The 18,550-nt window shown below is 73.2% G+C and carries 13 protein-coding genes; 9 read left to right on the top strand and 4 right to left on the bottom strand.

Translation table 11 applies throughout. The annotated features are described in order from the left end of the window. Window positions 1–252: 252 nt before the first annotated feature. From OG500_RS09820 to OG500_RS09805, 4 genes are all read left to right on the top strand, one after another. Window positions 253–2,193 (top strand): FG-GAP-like repeat-containing protein, encoded by a 1,941-nt coding sequence (locus OG500_RS09820; RefSeq protein WP_329578741.1) that lies wholly within the window; start codon window positions 253–255, stop codon window positions 2,191–2,193. Between the two features lie 156 nt (window positions 2,194–2,349). Beyond that, entirely contained in the window at window positions 2,350–3,918 is a 1,569-nt protein-coding gene (locus OG500_RS09815) for an FG-GAP-like repeat-containing protein (RefSeq protein ID WP_329578738.1), read from the top strand. Window positions 3,919–4,239: 321 nt separating this feature from the next. Further along, on the top strand, window positions 4,240–8,862 hold the full coding sequence (locus tag OG500_RS09810) for a polymorphic toxin-type HINT domain-containing protein (protein ID WP_329578734.1): 4,623 nt from the start codon (window positions 4,240–4,242) through the stop codon (window positions 8,860–8,862). A gap of 6 nt (window positions 8,863–8,868) precedes the next feature. After that, the gene (locus OG500_RS09805) at window positions 8,869–9,504 is read left to right on the top strand and encodes a hypothetical protein (protein WP_329578730.1); all 636 of its coding nucleotides are present in this window, start codon (window positions 8,869–8,871) and stop codon (window positions 9,502–9,504) included. Window positions 9,505–9,600: 96 nt separating this feature from the next. Here OG500_RS09805 and OG500_RS09800 read toward each other — a convergent pair whose 3' ends face one another. After that, on the bottom strand, window positions 9,601–10,776 hold the full coding sequence (locus tag OG500_RS09800) for a tetratricopeptide repeat protein (protein ID WP_329578727.1): 1,176 nt from the start codon (window positions 10,774–10,776) through the stop codon (window positions 9,601–9,603). A gap of 170 nt (window positions 10,777–10,946) precedes the next feature. Here OG500_RS09800 and OG500_RS09795 point away from each other — a divergent pair, with 170 nt between their 5' ends. Further along, a complete protein-coding gene (locus OG500_RS09795; RefSeq protein ID WP_329578724.1) occupies window positions 10,947–11,603 on the top strand; it encodes a response regulator transcription factor in 657 nt (218 codons plus the stop codon). Between the two features lie 41 nt (window positions 11,604–11,644). Here OG500_RS09795 and OG500_RS09790 read toward each other — a convergent pair whose 3' ends face one another. Next, window positions 11,645–12,919: a sensor histidine kinase gene (locus tag OG500_RS09790; protein WP_329578721.1), complete on the bottom strand. Its 1,275-nt coding sequence runs from the start codon at window positions 12,917–12,919 to the stop codon at window positions 11,645–11,647. Window positions 12,920–13,116: 197 nt separating this feature from the next. Between OG500_RS09790 and alr the strand changes: the two genes are divergently transcribed. Continuing rightward, window positions 13,117–14,364 (top strand): alanine racemase, encoded by a 1,248-nt coding sequence (gene alr / locus OG500_RS09785; protein WP_329578718.1) that lies wholly within the window; start codon window positions 13,117–13,119, stop codon window positions 14,362–14,364. Further along, on the top strand, window positions 14,357–15,451 hold the full coding sequence (locus OG500_RS09780) for a D-alanine--D-alanine ligase family protein (RefSeq protein ID WP_329578715.1): 1,095 nt from the start codon (window positions 14,357–14,359) through the stop codon (window positions 15,449–15,451). The genes alr and OG500_RS09780 overlap by 8 nt, the downstream gene beginning before the upstream one ends. Window positions 15,452–15,593: 142 nt before the next feature. On the opposite strand, the gene OG500_RS09775 is transcribed toward OG500_RS09780, so the two are convergent. Further along, the gene (locus OG500_RS09775) at window positions 15,594–16,058 is read right to left on the bottom strand and encodes a GNAT family N-acetyltransferase (RefSeq protein WP_329578712.1); all 465 of its coding nucleotides are present in this window, start codon (window positions 16,056–16,058) and stop codon (window positions 15,594–15,596) included. Window positions 16,059–16,259: 201 nt separating this feature from the next. Between OG500_RS09775 and OG500_RS09770 the strand changes: the two genes are divergently transcribed. Next, window positions 16,260–16,931: a hypothetical protein gene (locus tag OG500_RS09770; protein WP_329578709.1), complete on the top strand. Its 672-nt coding sequence runs from the start codon at window positions 16,260–16,262 to the stop codon at window positions 16,929–16,931. Between the two features lie 4 nt (window positions 16,932–16,935). On the opposite strand, the gene OG500_RS09765 is transcribed toward OG500_RS09770, so the two are convergent. Beyond that, on the bottom strand, window positions 16,936–17,688 hold the full coding sequence (locus OG500_RS09765; protein ID WP_327066133.1) for a 3-hydroxybutyrate dehydrogenase: 753 nt from the start codon (window positions 17,686–17,688) through the stop codon (window positions 16,936–16,938). Between the two features lie 178 nt (window positions 17,689–17,866). Between OG500_RS09765 and OG500_RS09760 the strand changes: the two genes are divergently transcribed. Beyond that, complete coding sequence (locus OG500_RS09760) at window positions 17,867–18,481, top strand: cysteine hydrolase family protein (RefSeq protein WP_329578704.1); 615 nt, start codon at window positions 17,867–17,869, stop codon at window positions 18,479–18,481. The last annotated feature ends 69 nt before the right edge of the window (window positions 18,482–18,550 follow it).

Genomic DNA, 18,550 nt, shown 5'->3' with positions numbered 1-18,550 from the left:
GATTTACCAGGTTCATGCCCCAACCATTGGGGGGTTGACGGGGAGAATGCCGGCTGCTATCTGCGAGCTCCCGTCAGTTCCTGTCATGAGCAGCGACTTTAACCACGTTTGACGTAAGCAAATTGTTCCCACTACCGTCCGCAAGGCTTGAACTATGCCAGCTCGGGGGCGTTGGCGGCCCCGTGCGCGTCAAAACACCGGGGAGTCATCGTGCGTGTAAATCGGAGACTGATATGGCCGCTGGCGGCTGCTTTGGCGGCGCCCGTCCTGGCGGCCACCTTCTCCTCGTCCTCCGCGACGGCGGCGGAGCCCGTCGCCCCGTCCGGGGTTGAGGACTTCTCCTACCCGGGGGCGGCGAAGATCCTCGCCGACCGCGGCATCACCCTCAAATCGGGCGACGGGCGCATCGTGCTGGCCGACTGCGCGTCGGGCACCGACCTGATCCAGCTCTACAGCCGCGTCGCGAACCCCAGCGAGGTCTGCTTCCAGGTCACCGACCGGACCGGGTACCTGGCGCTGGAGATCCCGCAGGTCTACAACATCAAGGGCGACGACCACACGGTCAAGGCCACGCTGAACACCGCGGGCAACGTCACCAGCCTCGACCTCGCCAAGGACGCCTGGACCCCGGTCGGGGAGGGCAGTTCCCAGGGCACCACGACCCTGCTGGAGCTGAACGCCACCGACGGACCGGGGGCCTCGTCCGCGACGAACCCGACCCCGGCGGTCGGCACCGTCACCGTCGGTCAGCCCGGTCAGCCGGGCTCGCGCTCCTGCACCGCCACGCTGGTCTCCCCGCAGTGGGTGCTGACGGCGGCCAGCTGCTTCACCGACAAGCCCGACGACCTCAGCACCGTCCAGTCGGGCATGCCGCAGACCCCGACCATCGTCACCATCGCCGGCCGCCGCCTGGACGTCTCCACGATCGTGCCGCGCACCGACCGCGACGTCGCCATGGTCCGGGTGGTCCAGACGGTCAGCGACATCACCCCGATCGCCGTCGCCACCACCGCTCCCACCGCGGGCGAGGACCTCCAGGTGCTCGGCTTCGGCCGCACCAGGACCGGCTGGCTGTCCGCCCAGCCCCACAACGCGACGTTCACCACCGGCACGGTCACCGCCGCCGGCCTCGACGTCACCCCGAAGACCCCCGCCGACGCCACCGTCTGCAAGGGCGACGCCGGCGGTCCCGCCCTGCGCGCCAAGAACGGCGGCTTCGAGCTCGCCGCCGTCACCAGCCGTGCCTGGCAGGGCGGTTGCCTCGGTGAGACCGAGACCCGCCAGGGTGCCACCGAGGCCCGGGTCGACGACCTCGCCAAGTGGATCGCGGACACCCGCGACCACCGCTCGGCGACGCCGAACGAGGTCGGCGGCAACGGCCGGGTGCGCTTCGCCGACTTCGACGGTGACGGCAAGCCCGACTACTGGGTGATCAACGACGACGGTTCGGTCAACGTCTGGCTCAACCGCGGTGGCGACGGCACCGGCCCCAACGGCTGGTTGCCGATCGGCAAGGTCGCCAACGGCGTGACCAACGACCGCAGCCGGGTGCGGATCGCCGACTTCGACGGTGATGGCAAGGCCGACTACTGGGTGGTCAACCCGGACGGTTCGGTCAACGTCTGGCTCAACCGCGGTGGCGACAAGCCCGGCGCCAACGGCTGGCAGTTGATCGGGAAGGTCGCCGTCGGTACCACCACCAACCCGGACGCGGTCCGGCTCGCCGACTTCGACGGTGACGGCAAGGCCGACTACTGCGTGATCAACGACGACGGTTCGGTCAGCGTCTGGCTGAACCACGGCGGCGACATCTCCGGCGTCGCCGGCTGGCAGAGCATCGGCAAGGTCACCACCGGCGCCACCACCGACCGCAGCCGGGTCCGGCTCGCCGACTTCGACGGTGACGGCAAGGCCGACTACTGGGTGGTCAACCAGGACGGTTCGGTCAACGTCTGGCTCAACCACGGCGGCGACAAGCCCGGCGTCGCCGGCTGGCAGCTCCTCGGCCGCGTCGCCACCGGCCTGACCACCAACCAGAGCCTGGTCTACTTCACCGACTTCGACGGTGACGGCAAGGCCGACTACCTCTGGAACCCCGGTGACGGCAGCATCCACGGCTACGCCAACAAGGGCGGCGACCCGAGCGGCCCGAACGGCTGGGCGGACCTCGGCCGGGTCGCCAGCGGCGCCTGACCGCACCCCGGCTGACGGGCGGCCGCGCCTGGCCGCCAGCCGGGCCGCCCCTACCCCGGAGCCGCCGCTCCGCCGCACGGCGGGCGGCGGCTCCCGGGCCCTGCCCCATTCCACGGCCGGCCGCCACCGGCCCTGTTCGAAGGTCACACCGCTGCCATGAAACAGACCGCTCCCCGGATGCTGACGGCCCTCCTCACCGTGACCGGGCTGGGCCTCGGCCTGGCACCGACCGCCGCCCACGCCGCCGTCAAGCCCACACCGCCCCTGGTCAAGGTCATGCCGCTCGGCGACTCGATCACCTACGGCGTCGGCAGCAACACCGGTGTCGGCTACCGTGGACCGCTCTGGGACCTGACCGCACGCCAGTCCCCCTACGCCATCGACATGGTCGGCTCGAACGACGCCGGCTCCATGGCGGACCCGGACAACGAGGGCCACAGCGGCTACCGGATCGGCCAGATACGGGACGGCATCGACCAGTGGCTGTCCGCCGCCGACCCCGACGTCGTCCTGCTCCACCTGGGCATCAACGACCTCAAGTGGGACAAGGCCGATCCGGCACAGGCCGCCACCCACCTGTCCGAGCTGGTCGACCGCATCCAGAGCGACAAGCCGAACGCCGCCGTCATCGTCCAGGGCCTGCTCACCGCCACCCCCGGCCTGGAGCAGCAGACCGCCGACTACGACCGCGCGGTCGGCGCCCTGCTGGCCGACCGGCAGAGCGCCGGCCGGCACGTGCGCTACGTGGCCCCGGCCGACGTCACCCCCGCCGAGCTGCCCGACCAACTGCACCCCGACGACGAGGGCTACGGCAAGATGGCCCAGGTCTTCCACGACGCCCTCGACCGGACGGTCGCCGACGGCTGGGCCCCGCGCCCCGCCGTCCACCGTGCCGGCACCGAGGCCGGGGACAGCGGCCGGGTCCGCTGGGCCGACTTCGACGGCGACGGCAAGCCCGACTACTGGGTGATCAACGACGACGGTTCGGTCGACGTCCGGCTCAACCGGGGCGGCGACACCGCCGGCCCGAACGGCTGGCTGCCGCTGGGCAAGGTCGCCACCGGCATCACCACCGATCGCAGCCGGGTGCGCTTCGCGGACTTCGACGGTGATGGGAAGGCGGATTACTGGGTGATCAACCCCGACGGTTCGGTCGACGTCTGGCTCAACCGCGGGGGCGACACCGCCGGCCCGAACGGCTGGCTGCCGCTGGGCAAGGTCGCCACCGGCCTGACCACCAATCAGGATCAGGTGCGCTTCGCCGACTTCGACGGTGACGGCAGGGCGGACTACTGGGTGATCAACGACGACGGTTCGGTCAAGGTCTGGCTCAACCGAGGGGGCGACGTGTCCGGCCCGAACGGCTGGCAGGCCCTCGGCCAGGTGGCCACCGGTGTGACCACCGACCGCAGCCGCCTGCGGCTGGCCGACCTCGACGGTGACGGCAAGGCCGACTACAACGTCATCAACCCGGACGGCTCCGTCTCCACCTGGCTCAACCGGGGCGGCGACGGACACGGCGGCTGGCAGCCTGCCGGCCGGACCGCCAGCGGGACCACCACCGACCAAGCCGGCGTCCAACTCGTCGACTTCACCGGTGACACCCACGCCGACTACCTCCAGACCGGCGCGGGCGGCCAGGTCTTCGGCTACGCCTACAACGGCGGTGACCAGAGCGGTCCGAACGGCTGGACCTTCCTCGGCCAGATCGCCAAGGGCGACTGACCGTACGGAGTCCGACGGCACGCAGGGAGCGGTCCGACTCCCGTGCCACGGCCTGGAACCGCTCCCATCCATCCACCTGACCGGCGGCAGCACCAGCACCCTCCAGGACCTGTCCGACGGATCCTGCCCGGCCCCCGCGCCCGGCCGGACCCGCCGGGCCGGTCCTCGGGGACGTAGGAGGCCCCGTGCACGCGTACGGCGCTTCGCGTCACACCGCGCACGCCGGCGCCCTCCACGGCCGCCGGTGGGATTCCGGCCTCCAAGCGGTACCCAGAGGGCTGGGTGCCCCGGATCAGGATGGAACAGAAGATCTCGATGAGGATGTCCCTGACATCACGAGCCAGGGTGCCGCGCCTCGCGGTCGGGCTCGTGGCCGGCAGCCTGTTGACCGGGTTGCTGGCGATACCGGCGGCGGCCGACACCACGCCGGCCGCCGCCCCGAACCCGGACCGGGTCAAGGTGGTGGCCGCCTGGCAGTCCGGCGGCCCGGCCGTGCGACGTGCGGCGGAGACCGCGTTGACGGGCACGGGCGACGACCTGACGGCCTTCCTGACCAAGGGTCAGGCGACGGCTGCCGACCAGGACCTGCGGGCGCAGATCGAGCAGATCATCGCGACCTCGGGCCCCGGCGTCCGGGCAGCCGGGACGGCCGCGCTGGCCGGGTCCGCCGCCGACCTGCAGAAGTTCATCACCAAGGACGGCAAGAAGGCGTACGAGGACGATCAGCGGGTGCGGGTGTCGCAGCTGATGTCCACCGGCGGCCCCGGGGTGAAGGCCGCCGCCGCCAAGGCCATGGACGGCACCCTGGACGACGTCAACCAGTTCCTCAACGAGGGCCAGTTCAAGGCGCGGGACGACGACGACCGGGTCCACCTGACCCAGCTGATGGCCTCGGGCGGCCCGGAGGTCAAGAAGGCCGCCAACACCGCGCTGAACGGGACGATGGACGACGTCCAGCAGTTCCTCCAGTACGGCTATCAGACCGCCGCCGCCCATGACCAGGAGACCCTGACGGTCGGCCAGTTGGCCGACCTCACCAAGACCGCCTCCGACCAGGCCGGGCAGCAGGCCCAGACCGCCAAGGACGCGGCCGGCCAGGCCGTGGACGCCACCCTGCTGGCCAAGCAGGCCGCCGAGCGCGCCTCGGCCGAGACCAAGGCCGCGCAGAACTCGGCCGGGGACGCCTCGAACGCGGCCGGCCGGGCGGCGGACGCCGCCGGCCGTGCCGCCGACGCGGCCCAGACCGCGTCGGCGGCGGCGAAGGCCGCGAACGAGGCGGCCCGGCAGGCCGCGAACGCCGCGGCCAACGCCGCGGCAGCCGCCACCAAGGCCGGCAACGCCGCCGCGGCGGCGCTCAGCGCCGCTGCCGCGGCCGGCAGCGACGCGAGCAAGGCCGACGCCGCCAACAAGGCTGCGGCCACTGCCCGCGACGCCGCCGTCAACGCCCGCACCGCGGCGGAAGCCAGCCAGTGGGCGGATGTCGCCGCGACCCAGGCCGGTGCCGCCGCCCAGTCCGCCGCCTCCGCGGGTGCGAACGCCGCAGCCGCCGCCCAGGCAGCCGCCGACGCCGCCACCTACACGGGTGTCGCCGACTCGGCCGCCTACCGGGCCCGCCAGGCCGCCGCCCGTGCCAGGACCGCCGCCGCCGAGGCCACCCGGGCGGCGAACGCCACCGTCGCCATCGCCAACCAGGCCGCCGCCGCGGCCGGCGACGCCCAGCGCGCCGCCAACGACGCCGCCGCGCACGCGGACGCCGCGGCGACCGCGGCCGAGGAGGCCGCCAAGCACGCCGGTGACGCGTCGAACTGGGCCAACACCGCCCAGACCGCCGCCACCGCCGCCGGCCAGGCCGCCGACTCGGCCGCCTCCTCGGCCACCCAGGCCCACAAGGTCGCCGACATCGCCCGCGCCAGCGACCAGGAGCGCCTGAACGAGCAGCAGGCCGACGAGATGGCCGCCGCCGACCAGGCATCCCGTGACGCGGACCTGAAGGCGAAGACCTCGGCCTGGCAGGCCGGCCAGGTCACCCAGTTCGCCGCCGACACGGACCAGCTGATCAAGGACGCCACCGCGCCCGGCGTCGACCAGAAGACCGCGGTCCTCAAGGGCCGTCAGGCCGCGCTGCGGCTGCTGGACTCCGGTGGTCCGTGGACCAAGGCCGCCGCCCAGACCGCGCTGGAGGGCGACGACAGTGCCGTCCAGGCGTTCCTGAGCACCAACCTCGCCACCGCCCGGGACCGCGACGACCGCAGCAGCGTCATGGCGATCGCCCAGGCCCCCGGCAAGCTGGAGAAGCGCCTGGCGGCGGAGACCGCCTCGGTCGGGACTCCGGACCAGGTGCGGGCCTTCCTGACCACCGGGCAGTACCCGGGCAAGGACGACGACGACCGGGTGCTGCTGTCGCAGATCATGGCCGCCGGCGGCCCCGGGGTGAAGGCGGCGGCCGGCAAGGCGCTGTCGGGCACCATCGACGACGTCCGCGCGTTCCTGGCCACCGGTCAGTACACGGCCCGCGACGACGACAACCGCGTGCTGGTCAGCCAGGCCATCGCCACCGGCGGACCGGAGGTCAAGGCCGCGGCCCAGGCCGTCATGTCCGGGCCGGCCTCCGGTCTGGAGCCGTTCCTGCAGACCGGCCTGCTCAAGGCCCAGCAGCGCGACGCGGTGACCGCGGCCCACGTGGCCACCATCCAGTCCTACCTGGCCACCATCGACGGCTCGGTCGCTCTGGCGCGGGAGTACGCGGCGCAGGCCGCGCAGTCCGCCGCCACCGCGCGCGGCGCCGCCAACGACGCCGCCGGCTATGCCAACCAGGCCGGCCAGTCCGCCCAGCAGGCCCAGGGCTTCGCCGACCAGGCCGCCCAGTCCGCCCAGCAGGCCAAGGCGTCCGCCGACCAGGCCGCCACCTATGCCCAGCAGGCCCAGACCGCGGCGGCGTCCGCCAACGCCGCAGCGAGCCGCGCCACCGCCTCGGCGGCCATGGCCACCAGCTACGCGGCCCAGGCCCAGCAGTACGCGGCCAGCGCCAAGACCGCCGCCGACCAGGCCCAGAGCTCCGCGGCTGCCGCCCAGCAGAGCGCGCAGCAGGCCGCCCAGGCCGCCGCCGACGCCCAGGCCGCGGTCTGGCAGAAGCAGCAGGCCGAGGCCCTCGCCGCCCAGACCGCAACCGCGACCACCGGCAACGAGGGCGTGGACGGCAGCGGCGGTGACGGCGGCCGGGCTTACTACGTCGAGGTCGTCCCGCACGACGACGTGAAGCAGGAAATCGTCAAGAGCGACATGTCCAAGTGCATCGCCGAGGACCCCACCTCCGTGCTCGGCCTGTGGGACAAGTACGTCCACCATTCCAAGACGTGGCACGACAACGCGTCCGGCCAGTCGTTCTGCACCGTCCCGGTCAAGGTGAAGGTCACTGGCACCGTCGACTACGTCATGCGCACCTGCCCCGAGGCCGGACTCAGCCTCGACGCCTGCAAGGGCAAGTACACCACCTGGGACTCCCTGGTCCTCAGCACCCAGACGCTCGACGGCAAGACCCTGTTCGACGACACCATCGAGCTCAGCTACGACGACTACGCCAAGCACTACAAGGTCTACTGCGACCCTGAGGGCGGGTGTGCGAGCGGGGACAGTGCCCGGCTGCTGTTCCACCTGCTGACCGACGACTTCGTCAAGTGCTTCAACAACCCCGGCCTCAACGCTTCCTGCGGCTGGGCGGCGGCATCCCTCATCCCCGCCGGCAAACTGACCGAAGCCGCCAAGGGCATGGTCGCCTTCCGCTACGCGCTGGAGACGGGCGTCGGCATCGAGGACGCCAAGCTCGCCCTCCAGGCGACGCTCAACGGCTACAACGCGGCCGTGGTCAACACCTTCGGCGCCCTGGCCGACAACGTCGCCAAGTTCCGTGCCACCCTGAAGGACGGTGCCGGGACGGACGCGGCGCTCGCGGCCCTGCGCAACGACCCTACGATCGACCACGCGCTGTTCAACGAGCTCCAGAACGAGGCCGACCTCGCGGATGGCGCGCGCACGTCGTGCCCGGTCAACAGCTTCCCGGCCGGCACGGGCGTGGTCATGGCCGACGGGACCTCCCGCGCCATCGAGACCCTGCGGGTCGGTGACAAGGTGCTCGCGACCGACCCCGCCACGGGTGCCACCGCCGCCGAGCCGGTGGTCGATACCTACGGGCACGCCACCACCCGCCTGGTCGACATCGACACCGAGCGGGTGGGCCGGATCACCAGCACGGTCGGACACCGCTTCTACGTCGACGGGGCTGGCTGGCGCGAGGTATCGGACCTGCACGTCGGCGACGTCCTGCTCGGCAGCGACGGGGTCCGCAACCCGGTGACGGGACTGCACGAGCGGGCCGAGGCCACGCAGTCGGTCTACGACCTCACCGTCGACGGACTGCACACCTTCTACGTGCGCGGCTCGCAGACCGTGGGCGCCGGCATCCTCGTCCACAACTGCTTCGACCTGTGGGGCGACGAGCGGGGCACCCCGAACCGCGCCGCGGACCCCCGATCCCACACCATCAAGAAGCACGTGGCGCAAGGCCCATGGGGCCCGAACGGCGAGACTGCCGGGGTCACCCCCGCCGAGGCGGCCGCGCTGACCACCGCCACCGACGCCAACGGGGTGTTCAGTGACCTGAGCATCGCCAACGACGCGCTGCGTTCGGCGATCGGCAAGAGCAACTCGACCATCGCCACCTGGCTCGGCCAGGGCGGCTCGGACTTCAAGGAGTTCACCGTCGACGTCGACGTCATGCGCAACGGCCAACGCCTGACCACGCTGGGCAAGGTGTACCCTCCGGGTGGCAGTGTCAGCGGCGCCATCGACTCCGGTACCAAGGTCCGGGTCCGGCTGGTGAAGGCCCTGGACAAGCACAACGGGAAGAGTTGGACCGTCAGTTCCATCTACCCCCTGGCCGGTCGGTGAGGCGTGATGACTGAGAGGTACGGCGGGGACGAGTTCGGGCTGCCCCACCTGGGGCAGGTGTTCCACCACAGCTGGCGGGACGAGTGGCCCACTGAGGTCGAGGCGCTGGCGCGCTACGTCGACGGTGCGGCGCCGTACCTGGTCGAGGCGGTCCTGTCGGACGCGCTCCGGCTGGCCGATCCGGCCGTGCCGACCTGGGTGTTCGAGACGCTCTGGTCGGTGGGCACCGAGCGCCGTCTGGAGCTGAGGAGTGCGGGGATCGACCCGCGCGACTGGCTCCTGAGGATCATCCGGCTCTGCCGGGAGCGGCTGGACCGGGAGGGCATCGGCCACCCGCAGGTGGTCGGGCGAAGCCCGTACGAACACCTCACGGGGCTCGTCCTGGACGAGATCATGATCGTCACTCCCGGTCTCCTGGAGCTGGCGCAGGACTCGTCCTGGATGACCGTCCCCGGTGTGGTGCCCGCGCTCGGGCACGCTGCCGTCCACGCCTGCCCGGACCTGGCCTTCCGGTTCCTGCTGCGCGCGCTCACCTACGGCCCGCAGCTCACCCGCAAGCAGTACGAGCGGTACGTGGAACTCGGGCGCCGGTTCGAGTACGGGCCGTTCCTGGTCGCGGGCCATGAGCACCTGATGGCCTGAGACCGCGGACCGACAAGGGGCGCGCAGCCGGTGCGGATCACGCACCGGCTGCGCGCCCTCGCGCTTTCCCGCTCCCGGCGCCCGTGCCCCGCGCGTTCAGAGACCGCCGCCCTCCGGTCGCTCCCGCAGTGCGTTGATCCCCCGGCTGTCGTACGGATCGCGGAGGTCGACGAAGAGGACGTGGTGTCCGCCGTCATGGGTGTAGACGTCGAGATAGCCGCTGGAGTACCCCGGCCGCCGCCCCGTCGCCCACTCGGCGGACTCGATCTCGGCCAGGTCGAACTCGCGGCTGTTGAGGCTGATCACCCGCGGTGGGGAGGCGTACAGCAGGTCGAACTCGCGCAGCAGGCTGCGTGCCCGCGCCGCCGTCGCACTGTCCGCCCCGGCGATGGCCGCCAGGTAGACCTCACGGACCTGCTCGCTGCGGCCGGAGTCGACTTGGGCCAGTCGCCGGTGCGCCCGCGAAGCCGTGTCCCCGACGAACGGCGGGGCCATGGCCCGCAGGAACAGGTCGCAGCCCTCGCTCACCCGGCCCTGGTCGACCGCCAGGTTCGCGAGGTTGAACAGCGCCTTGCGGGCGTGCTCGGGATGCCCGCTGGCGACGGCCCGTTCGTACAGCTCACGGGCGTGCGCCGGCTCGCCGTTGCGCTGCTGGAAGATCGCGAAGTTGAACATCGACTGCGGCGCGTGGTCCGGATGCCCTGTCGCGATCGCCTGCTCGAACGCGGCGCGCGCCTGCGCGACCCGTCCGGCCGAGGCCTCCAGCACGGCCAGGTTCGCCAGCGCCTTGGGGCCGACCTCCGAATCACCGGTCTCGACGGCCCGCTGGAACGCCCGGCGCGCACCGTCCACGTTCCCCGCGGCCCGTTCGCTCGCCCCCAGCTCGAACGCCTCCTCGGCCGGTAGCTCCGGATCGTCCTCGGGACGGCCCAACCGCTGGTCCTCGACGAGGTTCCCGCTCTCGTCCCAGCGCCGGTGCCGGTACGGAACCCCGTTCGGCGCGTGCGAGACGAGGGCGGACAACTGCCCGTTGGGATGCCACTGCCGTGTGTCGCCCAGGTTCATACCCTGGTCGACCACGCGCTCGGACTCCTTCGTCCCGTCCGGGTACCAGGTCAGCTGCGGCCCGCTCTTGTGCCCGCTCAGGTACCCGTACACCGCGAGCAGCTGCCCATCGGGTCCGGTCACCTCCACCTCCCCGGTGTACAACTCGCCCTGGTACAACAGGCGGTGCCCATCGCCGTACTCCGTGTCCCGCTGGTTGATCCGCATCCCCACAGTCTCGGCGCCCCACCTCCCCCGGACAAGGCGGGGAGGGGCCGGGCCGCCCGGCGTGCCCGTTCAGGCAGAGGCCCGCGCGCCCGCAACCGGCGCCCAGCCATTCGCGTCCGATGCGATACCGGGGACCGGTGTGACGACGGAGAGAGCGGGGGGCGGCGGACGTGCGCGTGCTGGTGGTCGAGGACGAGGAGATGCTGGCCATGGCCATCGCCGAGGGTCTGCGTCAGGAGGCGTTCGCCGTCGACGTGGTGCACGACGGGGCGGCGGCGGTGGAGCGGCTGGGCGTCCACAGCTACGACGTGATGGTGCTGGATCGCGACCTGCCGCGGTTGCACGGCGACGAGGTGTGCCGGTGGGTGGTGGCGCAGGGGCTGGAGGTGCGGGTGCTGATGCTGACCGTCTCCACCACCGTCGCCGAGCGCGTCGCGGGCCTGAACCTGGGCGCGGACGACTACCTGGCCAAGCCCTTCGCCTTCGCCGAGCTGGTCGCCCGGATCCGCGCGCTGGGCCGGCGCTCGCGCCCCGCCACGCCGCCCGTGCTGGAGCGCGCGGGGCTGCGGCTGGACCCGCACCACCACGCGGCCAGCCGGGACGGGCGGCCGCTGGCGCTCTCCCGCAAGGAGTTCGCGGTGCTGGAGGTGCTGCTCGGCGCGCAGGGGGCGCCGGTCTCGGCCGAGCAACTGCTGGAGCGCGCCTGGGACGAGAACATCGACCCGTTCACCACGATCGTCCGGGTCACCATCCGCAGCCTGCGCCGCAAGCTGGGGGACCCGGACCTGATCGAGACGCTGACCGGCACCGGGTACCGCATCCCCTGACGCCCTCCCGAGGTCCGCTGGCGGGCTGCCCCGAGGAACCGTCAGCTCCGGTCCGTCGGCAGCACCACCCGCACCTCGATCCCGCCGCCCGGCAGCGGTCGCGCGGTCGCCTCCCCGCCGTGCGCCTGGGCGACCGCGCGCACGATGGACAGCCCCAGGCCGCTGCCGCGCGCCGAGCCCACCCGGTCGGTGAGCCGGCGGAACGGCGCGAAGAGCACCGGGATCTCGTGCTCGGAGATCACCGGTCCGGTGTTGCCGACCAGCGCCTCGGCGCCGTACAGCCCGCCCCGGGTGCGCACCGTGACCCGCCCGCCCGGCACGTTGTAGCGGATCGCGTTGTCGACCAGGTTGCGCAGCACCTGCTCCATCAGGATCGGGTCGCCGGTGGCGCGGGCGGGCGCCAGGTGGCACTCCAGCGTGACGTCCTGGCGGGCGGCCTCGGCACCGGCGGCGGCCACCACCGCCTCGGCCAGATCGGCCAGGTCGAGCGGCAGTTGCTCGGTCAGCGCGTCGTCGGCCCGGGCCAGGGTGAGCAGCGCGTCGATCAGCCGCTCGTGGCGCTCGCTGACGGCCAGCAGGTTCTCGCCGAGCGTCCTGACCTCGGGCGGGGCGGTGGGCCGGTTCATCGCGACCTCCACCAGGGTGCGGGTGACGGCGATCGGGGTCTTCAACTCGTGCGCGGCGTTGGAGATGAAGCGCGACTGGCCGGCGAAGGCCTGGTCGAGCCGGTCGAGCATGCTGTCGAAGGAGTCGGCCAGGGACTTCACCTCGCCGGGCGGTGCCTGGAGGCCGATCCGCCGGTGCAGGGTGCGGGTGGCGATCCGCTCCGCGTGCGAGCTGATCACACTGAGCGGGCGGGTCAGCCGCCCGGCCACCAGCCAGCCCGCCGTGGTGGCGACGACCCCCACGGCGAGCACCGTGAGGCCGCCCTTGATCAGCAGGTTGCGCTTCATCGAGGACAGGATGACGGCCTTGGTGGCCGCCTCCCCGCCGTGCTGCCGGGCGAGGTACTGCTGGAGGGCGGCGGAGGGGTGCGGGTCGAGGGCGTAGCCGGGGGAGAAGGCCAGGTCCAGGCTGTACCGCATCGAGTTGTCGACCAGGATCAGGGTGACGGCCAGCACCGCGGCGGCGGCGACGAAGAACATCAGGCCGAAGACCAGCGAGAGCCGGGTCCGCAGGCTGCCGCGCCATGCACCGCGCCCGCCGCCGCCCCCACCAGGCCGGTCGGAAGCGCTGCCCCGGTCGGAAGCATCGCCCCGGTCGGAAGCGCCGCCCTGGTCGGATTGCTGCTCGGGCCCGCGGACCGGTGTGCGCATACTGCCCGTTCGTCGTCGTGGTGGCCCGCCGCGTGCGGTTCAACGCGGCGTCCCACCCAGTATGCAGACCCGGTGTGAGCTGGGTGTGAGTGATCACCTCACCGGGGTTTAACGGGGTCTCGGCTGGAGTGGCGTGCGGAAACGGCGACACCAGGAGGCCGGTGCTCATGCGGAGCGCGACGAGAGAACGGGGCCCGGTGCCCCACGACGGGCACAGCAGGGCCCGACGGGGTCAGGACACCTGCACCACCACGCGGTCGACCGGGAGCGGCGACGCCTACGCCGAGGCGGTGGTCGACCTCGGCGCGATCGCGCACAACACCCGGCTGCTGGCGGCGCGCTCGCGCGGCGCGGTGATGGCGGTGGTCAAGGCGGACGGCTTCGGGCACGGCGCGGTGCCGGTGGCCCGTACCGCGCTGGCCAACGGCGCGAGCTGGCTGGGCGTCACCTCGACCCGGGAGGCGCTGGAACTGCGCGCGGCCGGTCTCACCGCGCCGGTGCTCAGCTGGATGCAGCTGCCCGACGAGGACTTCACCCCGGCGCTGCGGGCCGGGATCGACCTCTCGGTCTCCTCCTACCTGCACCTGGCCGGCGTCGCGGCCTGGGCCGCGCGCACCGGGCTCACCGCGCGGGTGCACCTCAAGGTCGACACCGGGCTGCGCCGCAACGGCGCCGCACCGCGCGACTGGGCGGCGCTGGTGCGGGCCGCCCGGGCCTTCGAGCTGCGCGGCACCGTGCGGGTCCGCGGGATCTGGTCGCACCTGGTGGACTCCGACGGCTCGATGGGGTCCGCGCCGAGCTGCACGGCGCGCCAGGTACGGGACTTCGAGGAGGCGGTCGCCTTCGCCCGCACGGCCGGACTCCGCCCCCGGCTGCTGCACCTGGCCAACTCGGCCGCCGCGCTGAACGATTCGAGCACCCACTACGACCTGGTCCGGGCCGGGATCGGGCTGTACGGCGTCGAGCCGGTGCGGGGGCGCACCTTCGGCCTGCGCCCGGCCATGACGTTGCGCGCCCGCGCCGTCATGGCCCGCCCGGTGCGGGCCGGTGAGGGCGTGTCCTACGGGCACGAGTACCGCGCGCCGCAGGACGGCAGCCTGCTGCTGGTGCCGCTCGGCTTCGCGGACGGCGTGCCGCGCGCCGCCTCGGGCCGCGCCGCGATGTGGGCCGCCGGGGCCCGCCGCCCGGTCGCGGGACGGATCGCGATGGACCAGTGCGTGCTCGACGCCGGGGCGGCCGAGGTCGGCATCGGCGAGCCGGTGGTGGTGTTCGGACCGGGGGACCACGGCGAGCCCACGGTCGGCGACTGGGCCCGCTGGGCGGGCACCAACGCGCACGAACTGCTCACCGGCATCGGCCCCCGGGTGCCCCGGCGCCATCTGCCGGCCGTTCCCCCCGGCACCACCCACCAGTTGGACAGCAGCGAGGAGAACCGGCATGGCTGAGCAGGACCGGATCCGGGTCGCGGTGGTCTTCGGTGGCCGTAGCGGTGAGCACGACGTCTCCTGCGCCTCGGCCGCGGGCATCATCACCCACCTGAACCGCGACCGCTACGCGGTCCGGCCGGTGCGCATCACCAGCACCGGCTCGTGGGTCCCGGGCCCCGAGGACCTGCCCGCCGGCCCGTACGGACCGGACGACCTCCAGCGCCTGCTGCCCGACACCGGCGCGCCCTGCTGGGCCGGCCTGGCGCAGGCGCTGCCGGTCCTCGCCGCCGCCGACGTCGTGCTGCCGGTGCTGCACGGTCCGTACGGCGAGGACGGCACGGTGCAGGGCCTGTTGGAGACGCTGGACGTCCCGTACGTGGGCAACGGCGTGTTCGCCGGCGCGGCCGGGATGGACAAGGACGTCACCAAGCGGCTGCTGGCCTCGGTCGGCCTGCCGGTGGCGGCCTCGGTGCTGCTGCACGGGCCGGCGGCCGAACTGCCGGAGCAGGAGCGGCAGTGGCTGGGCCTGCCCGCCTTCGTGAAGCCGGCCCGGGCCGGCTCCAGCCTCGGTGTCACCAGGGTGAACGACTGGGCGGAGCTGGACGCGGCGCTGGCCGGCGCCCGCGCCTTCGACACCAAGGTGCTGGTGGAGGAGGCGGTGCTGGGCCGCGAGGTGGACCTGGCGGTGCTGGAACACCCGGACGGCCGCCTGGAGGTGGGCCCGGCGCTGGAGATCCGGGTGCGCGGCGGGCAGCCGTTCTTCGACTACGCGGCCAAGTACCAGGACAGCACGACCCGTTTCGAGATCCCCGCCCGGCTGCCCACCCGGGTCGCCGAGCGGTTGCGGGAGATGGCGGTGGAGGTCTTCCGGACGCTGGGCTGCTCGGGGCTGCTGCGGATCGACTTCCTGCTGCGGGACGACACGGAGCCGGTGGTGAACGAGGTGAACACCTTCCCCGGCTTCACCGCCGCCTCCCAGTACCCGCGGATCTGGGCCGCGACCGGGCTGGCGTACCAGGAGCTGCTGGACGTGCTGATCGCCACCGCCCTGGCGGGCGGCGGCCCCCGGACGGCCCCGGCCGCCGTGCCGGCCGCGGCCCGGTGAGGGCGCCCGCCTGGCGGCGGCTGGCGGGGGCGGCCGCCGTCCTGCTGGGCGTGGCCACCTGCGTGGGCGCGGTCCTGCTCCACGCACCCCCACCGCCACCGCGAACACCGGCCGCCCCCCTGACGATCGGGCCGGACCCTCACTAGCCGAGGTCCGGGACCAGGTCCTTCGTCATGAACACCCGGCTGGTGCCCGGCGGGTCGCACGGGATCTCGCCGAACACCCGCCAGCCGTGCCGCTGGTAGAAGCCGGGGGCCTGGAAGGTGATGGTGTAGAGCACGGCGCTGCGGCAGCCGCGGCGCCGGCCCTCCTCCTCGGCCCGCCGCAGGATCTCGCTGCCGAGGCCGTGGCCGCGCAGCGCGGGCGGCAGGTGGAACAGGTCCACGAAGAGCAGCCCGAGCGAGGTCCGGCCGGTCAGGCCGCCGAGCACCGCGCCGGTGTCCGGGTCCTTGACCAGGACGGCCAGCGGGCGGCGGTCGGCGGTGCCGCTGGCCTCGGTGTTGAAGCGGTCCAGCTCGTCCGAGATCAGCGCGAGGTCGGCCGGCGCCGGGGAGTCGGTGACCACGATGTCGGGGGCGGCGGTTCGGGAAGCAGTCGGTTCAGCCATCCGGCGACCGTAGCCCCGCCCGCTGACACTGATCGTCGTACCGGGCCCCCGCGGCCCGCCACCGCAGCTAGTGCCGCGTCAGGACAGGTCCGTGTTCGCCCCGCACAGCACCACCGCGACCCGCTCGCCCGGGGCGCTGTACGGCACGGGGTGGGCGTGCTCTAGGCTGCGCGCCATGCTTGTGGTCGGATCATCACATCAGTGCCTGGCCAGCGAAGCGGGCTGGTGACCATGGCCGACTGGAACGTCATCTCCGCGCTGGCCACCGCCGCGGGCACCCTGGTGCTGGCCGGCGCCTCGTTCGCCTCGATCCGCTCGGCCGACCGCGCCGCGCTCTCGGCGGAGCGCGCGCTGCAGGCCTCGCTGCGCCCGCTGCTGATCACCTCCCGGCTGGAGGCGCCGCAGCAGAAGCTGATCTGGCAGGACGGCCACGGGGCCTACCTGCCGGGCAGCGCGGGCTACCTGCGGCTGACCGAGGACAACCTGTACCTGGCCGCCTCGATCCGCAACGTCGGCCCCGGGCTCGGCGTGATCCACGGCTGGCGGTTCGCGCCGCCGGAGACCTACCAGGACGTGGTCCACCCGGACCCGGCCGACTTCCGCCGCCAGGCCCGCGACCTCTACGTCGCGCCCGGCGACACCAGCTTCTGGCACGCGGCGCTGCGCGACCCCGAGGACCCGTACCACCGGGCGCTGGTCGACCCGGTCAAGAACGGGGAGCGGGTCAACATCGACCTGCTCTACGGGGACGCCGAGGGCGGGCAGCGCACCATCAGCCGCTTCTCGCTCATCCGGGTCGGCCCCGAGCTGGAGGAGCGCTGGATCTGCCAGGTGGTGCGGCACTGGAACCTCGACCGGCCCGATCCCCGCTGAGCGCTCAGTGCGCCGTCCAGCCGCCGTCCAGCGTCAGCGAGGTCCCGGTGACGTACCCCGCCGCCGGTGAGCAGAGCCAGCGCACCGCCTCGGCGACCTCGGACGGCTCGATCAACCGCTTGATCGCGGTGCGCTCCAGCATCACCTCCTCGATCACCTGCTCGGCGGGGATCCCGTGGGCGGCCGCCTGGTCGGCGATCTGACGCTCCACCAGCGGGGTGCGGACGTACCCCGGGCTGACGCAGTTGCTGGTCACCCCGTGCGGTGCGCCCTCCAGCGCGACCACCTTGCTGAAGCCCTCCAGGCCGTGCTTGGCGGTCACGTAGGCGACCTTGAACGGGGAGGCGCGCAGGCCGTGCACGGAAGAGAGGTTGACCACCCGGCCCCACCCCTGCCGGTACATGTGCGGCAGGGTGCGCCGGACGATCCTGAACGGCGCCTCCACCATCACCCGTTGGATCAGCGCGAACCGGTCGGGCGGGAACTCCTCCACCGGCGCCACGTGCTGCAGGCCCGCGTTGTTGACCACGATGTCGGCGTCGGCGGGCAGCCGGTCCACGGCCGCGGGGTCGGCCAGGTCCACCACGTGCGCCTCGCCGCCGAGTTCGGCGGCCAGTTCGCGCGCGGCCGCGCCGGCCAGGTCCACCACGTGGACCCGGGCGCCCGCCGCCGCGAGGGTCCGGGCGCAGGCCCGGCCGATCCCGCTCGCCGCGCCGGTGACCAGCGCGGTGCGTCCCGTCAGCTCGGTGCTCTCCATGCGCCGACACGCTACGGGCGGTGCTGGTCGGCCCCCATGGGTGCCGACCCCACAGCGAAGGCCTCGGAGGTGGTGCCAGGAGCCATGACGATTTCCCGGTCTCGCTGACCGGATCGTTCCGCACCCGGGCCTGATCGGGCCTTCGCGCGGGGCCTGCCCGGCGGCCAGGATGGTGCCCATGGAAATTACGCAGGCAAGCGCCGCCACCACCCGCACCGCACTGATCGTCATCGATGTCCAGGAGTCCTTCCGCCGCTACGACAACTGGCCGTCGGTCTCCAACCCGCAGATCGTCGAGCAGGTCGACCGCTTGGTCCGGCTCGCCCGCGCCAAGGGCGACCTGGTGGTCTGGGTGCTGCACAGCGAGCCGGGGACGGGCAACCTCTTCGACCCGGCGCTCGGCCACGTGCACCCGATCGAGGGCCTCGCGCCGATCGACGGCGAGCCCGTGGTCACCAAGACCTCGCACAACGCCTTCACCACCACCAACCTCCAGCAGCTGCTGGTCCAGCACGGCGTGGGCGAGCTGGTGATCTGCGGCATCCGCACCGAGCAGTGCTGCGAGACCACCACCCGGGTCGGCTCCGACCTCGGCTACCAGGTCGTCTTCGTCACCGACGCCACCGCCACCCACCCGATCGAGCACCGCGACGCCCCGGCCGGGCGCAGCCTGGCGGAGATCCTGGCCGACCCGCGCACCCTGGGCACCGCGGAGATCATCGCGCGCACCGAGTACGCGCTGGCGGGCCGCTTCGCCCGGATCGCCACGGTCGCCGAACTGGAGCAGGGCTGAGCCCTGGCCGGCGCCGGACGCGGTCGACCGGTGGCTGACCGGATCGTGCCGCACCGGCGGGGCCCGGCG

The organism is Kitasatospora sp. NBC_01250 (assembly GCF_036226465.1).
Classification (GTDB): Bacteria; Actinomycetota; Actinomycetes; order Streptomycetales; family Streptomycetaceae; genus Kitasatospora.
This window is presented reverse-complemented; position numbering and strand designations above follow the sequence as displayed.

Bases quoted from the DNA above. Each gene is read 5' to 3' on its own strand.
- OG500_RS09815 (WP_329578738.1), top strand. From the start codon at position 2,350: ATGAAACAGACCGCTCCCCGGATGCTGACGGCCCTCCTCACCGTGACC.
- OG500_RS09810 (WP_329578734.1), top strand. From the start codon at position 4,240: ATGTCCCTGACATCACGAGCCAGGGTGCCGCGCCTCGCGGTCGGGCTC.
- OG500_RS09805 (WP_329578730.1), top strand. From the start codon at position 8,869: ATGACTGAGAGGTACGGCGGGGACGAGTTCGGGCTGCCCCACCTGGGG.
- OG500_RS09800 (WP_329578727.1), bottom strand. From the start codon at position 10,776: ATGCGGATCAACCAGCGGGACACGGAGTACGGCGATGGGCACCGCCTG.
- OG500_RS09790 (WP_329578721.1), bottom strand. From the start codon at position 12,919: ATGCGCACACCGGTCCGCGGGCCCGAGCAGCAATCCGACCAGGGCGGC.
- OG500_RS09780 (WP_329578715.1), top strand. From the start codon at position 14,357: ATGGCTGAGCAGGACCGGATCCGGGTCGCGGTGGTCTTCGGTGGCCGT.
- OG500_RS09775 (WP_329578712.1), bottom strand. From the start codon at position 16,058: ATGGCTGAACCGACTGCTTCCCGAACCGCCGCCCCCGACATCGTGGTC.
- OG500_RS09765 (WP_327066133.1), bottom strand. From the start codon at position 17,688: ATGGAGAGCACCGAGCTGACGGGACGCACCGCGCTGGTCACCGGCGCG.
- OG500_RS09760 (WP_329578704.1), top strand. From the start codon at position 17,867: ATGGAAATTACGCAGGCAAGCGCCGCCACCACCCGCACCGCACTGATC.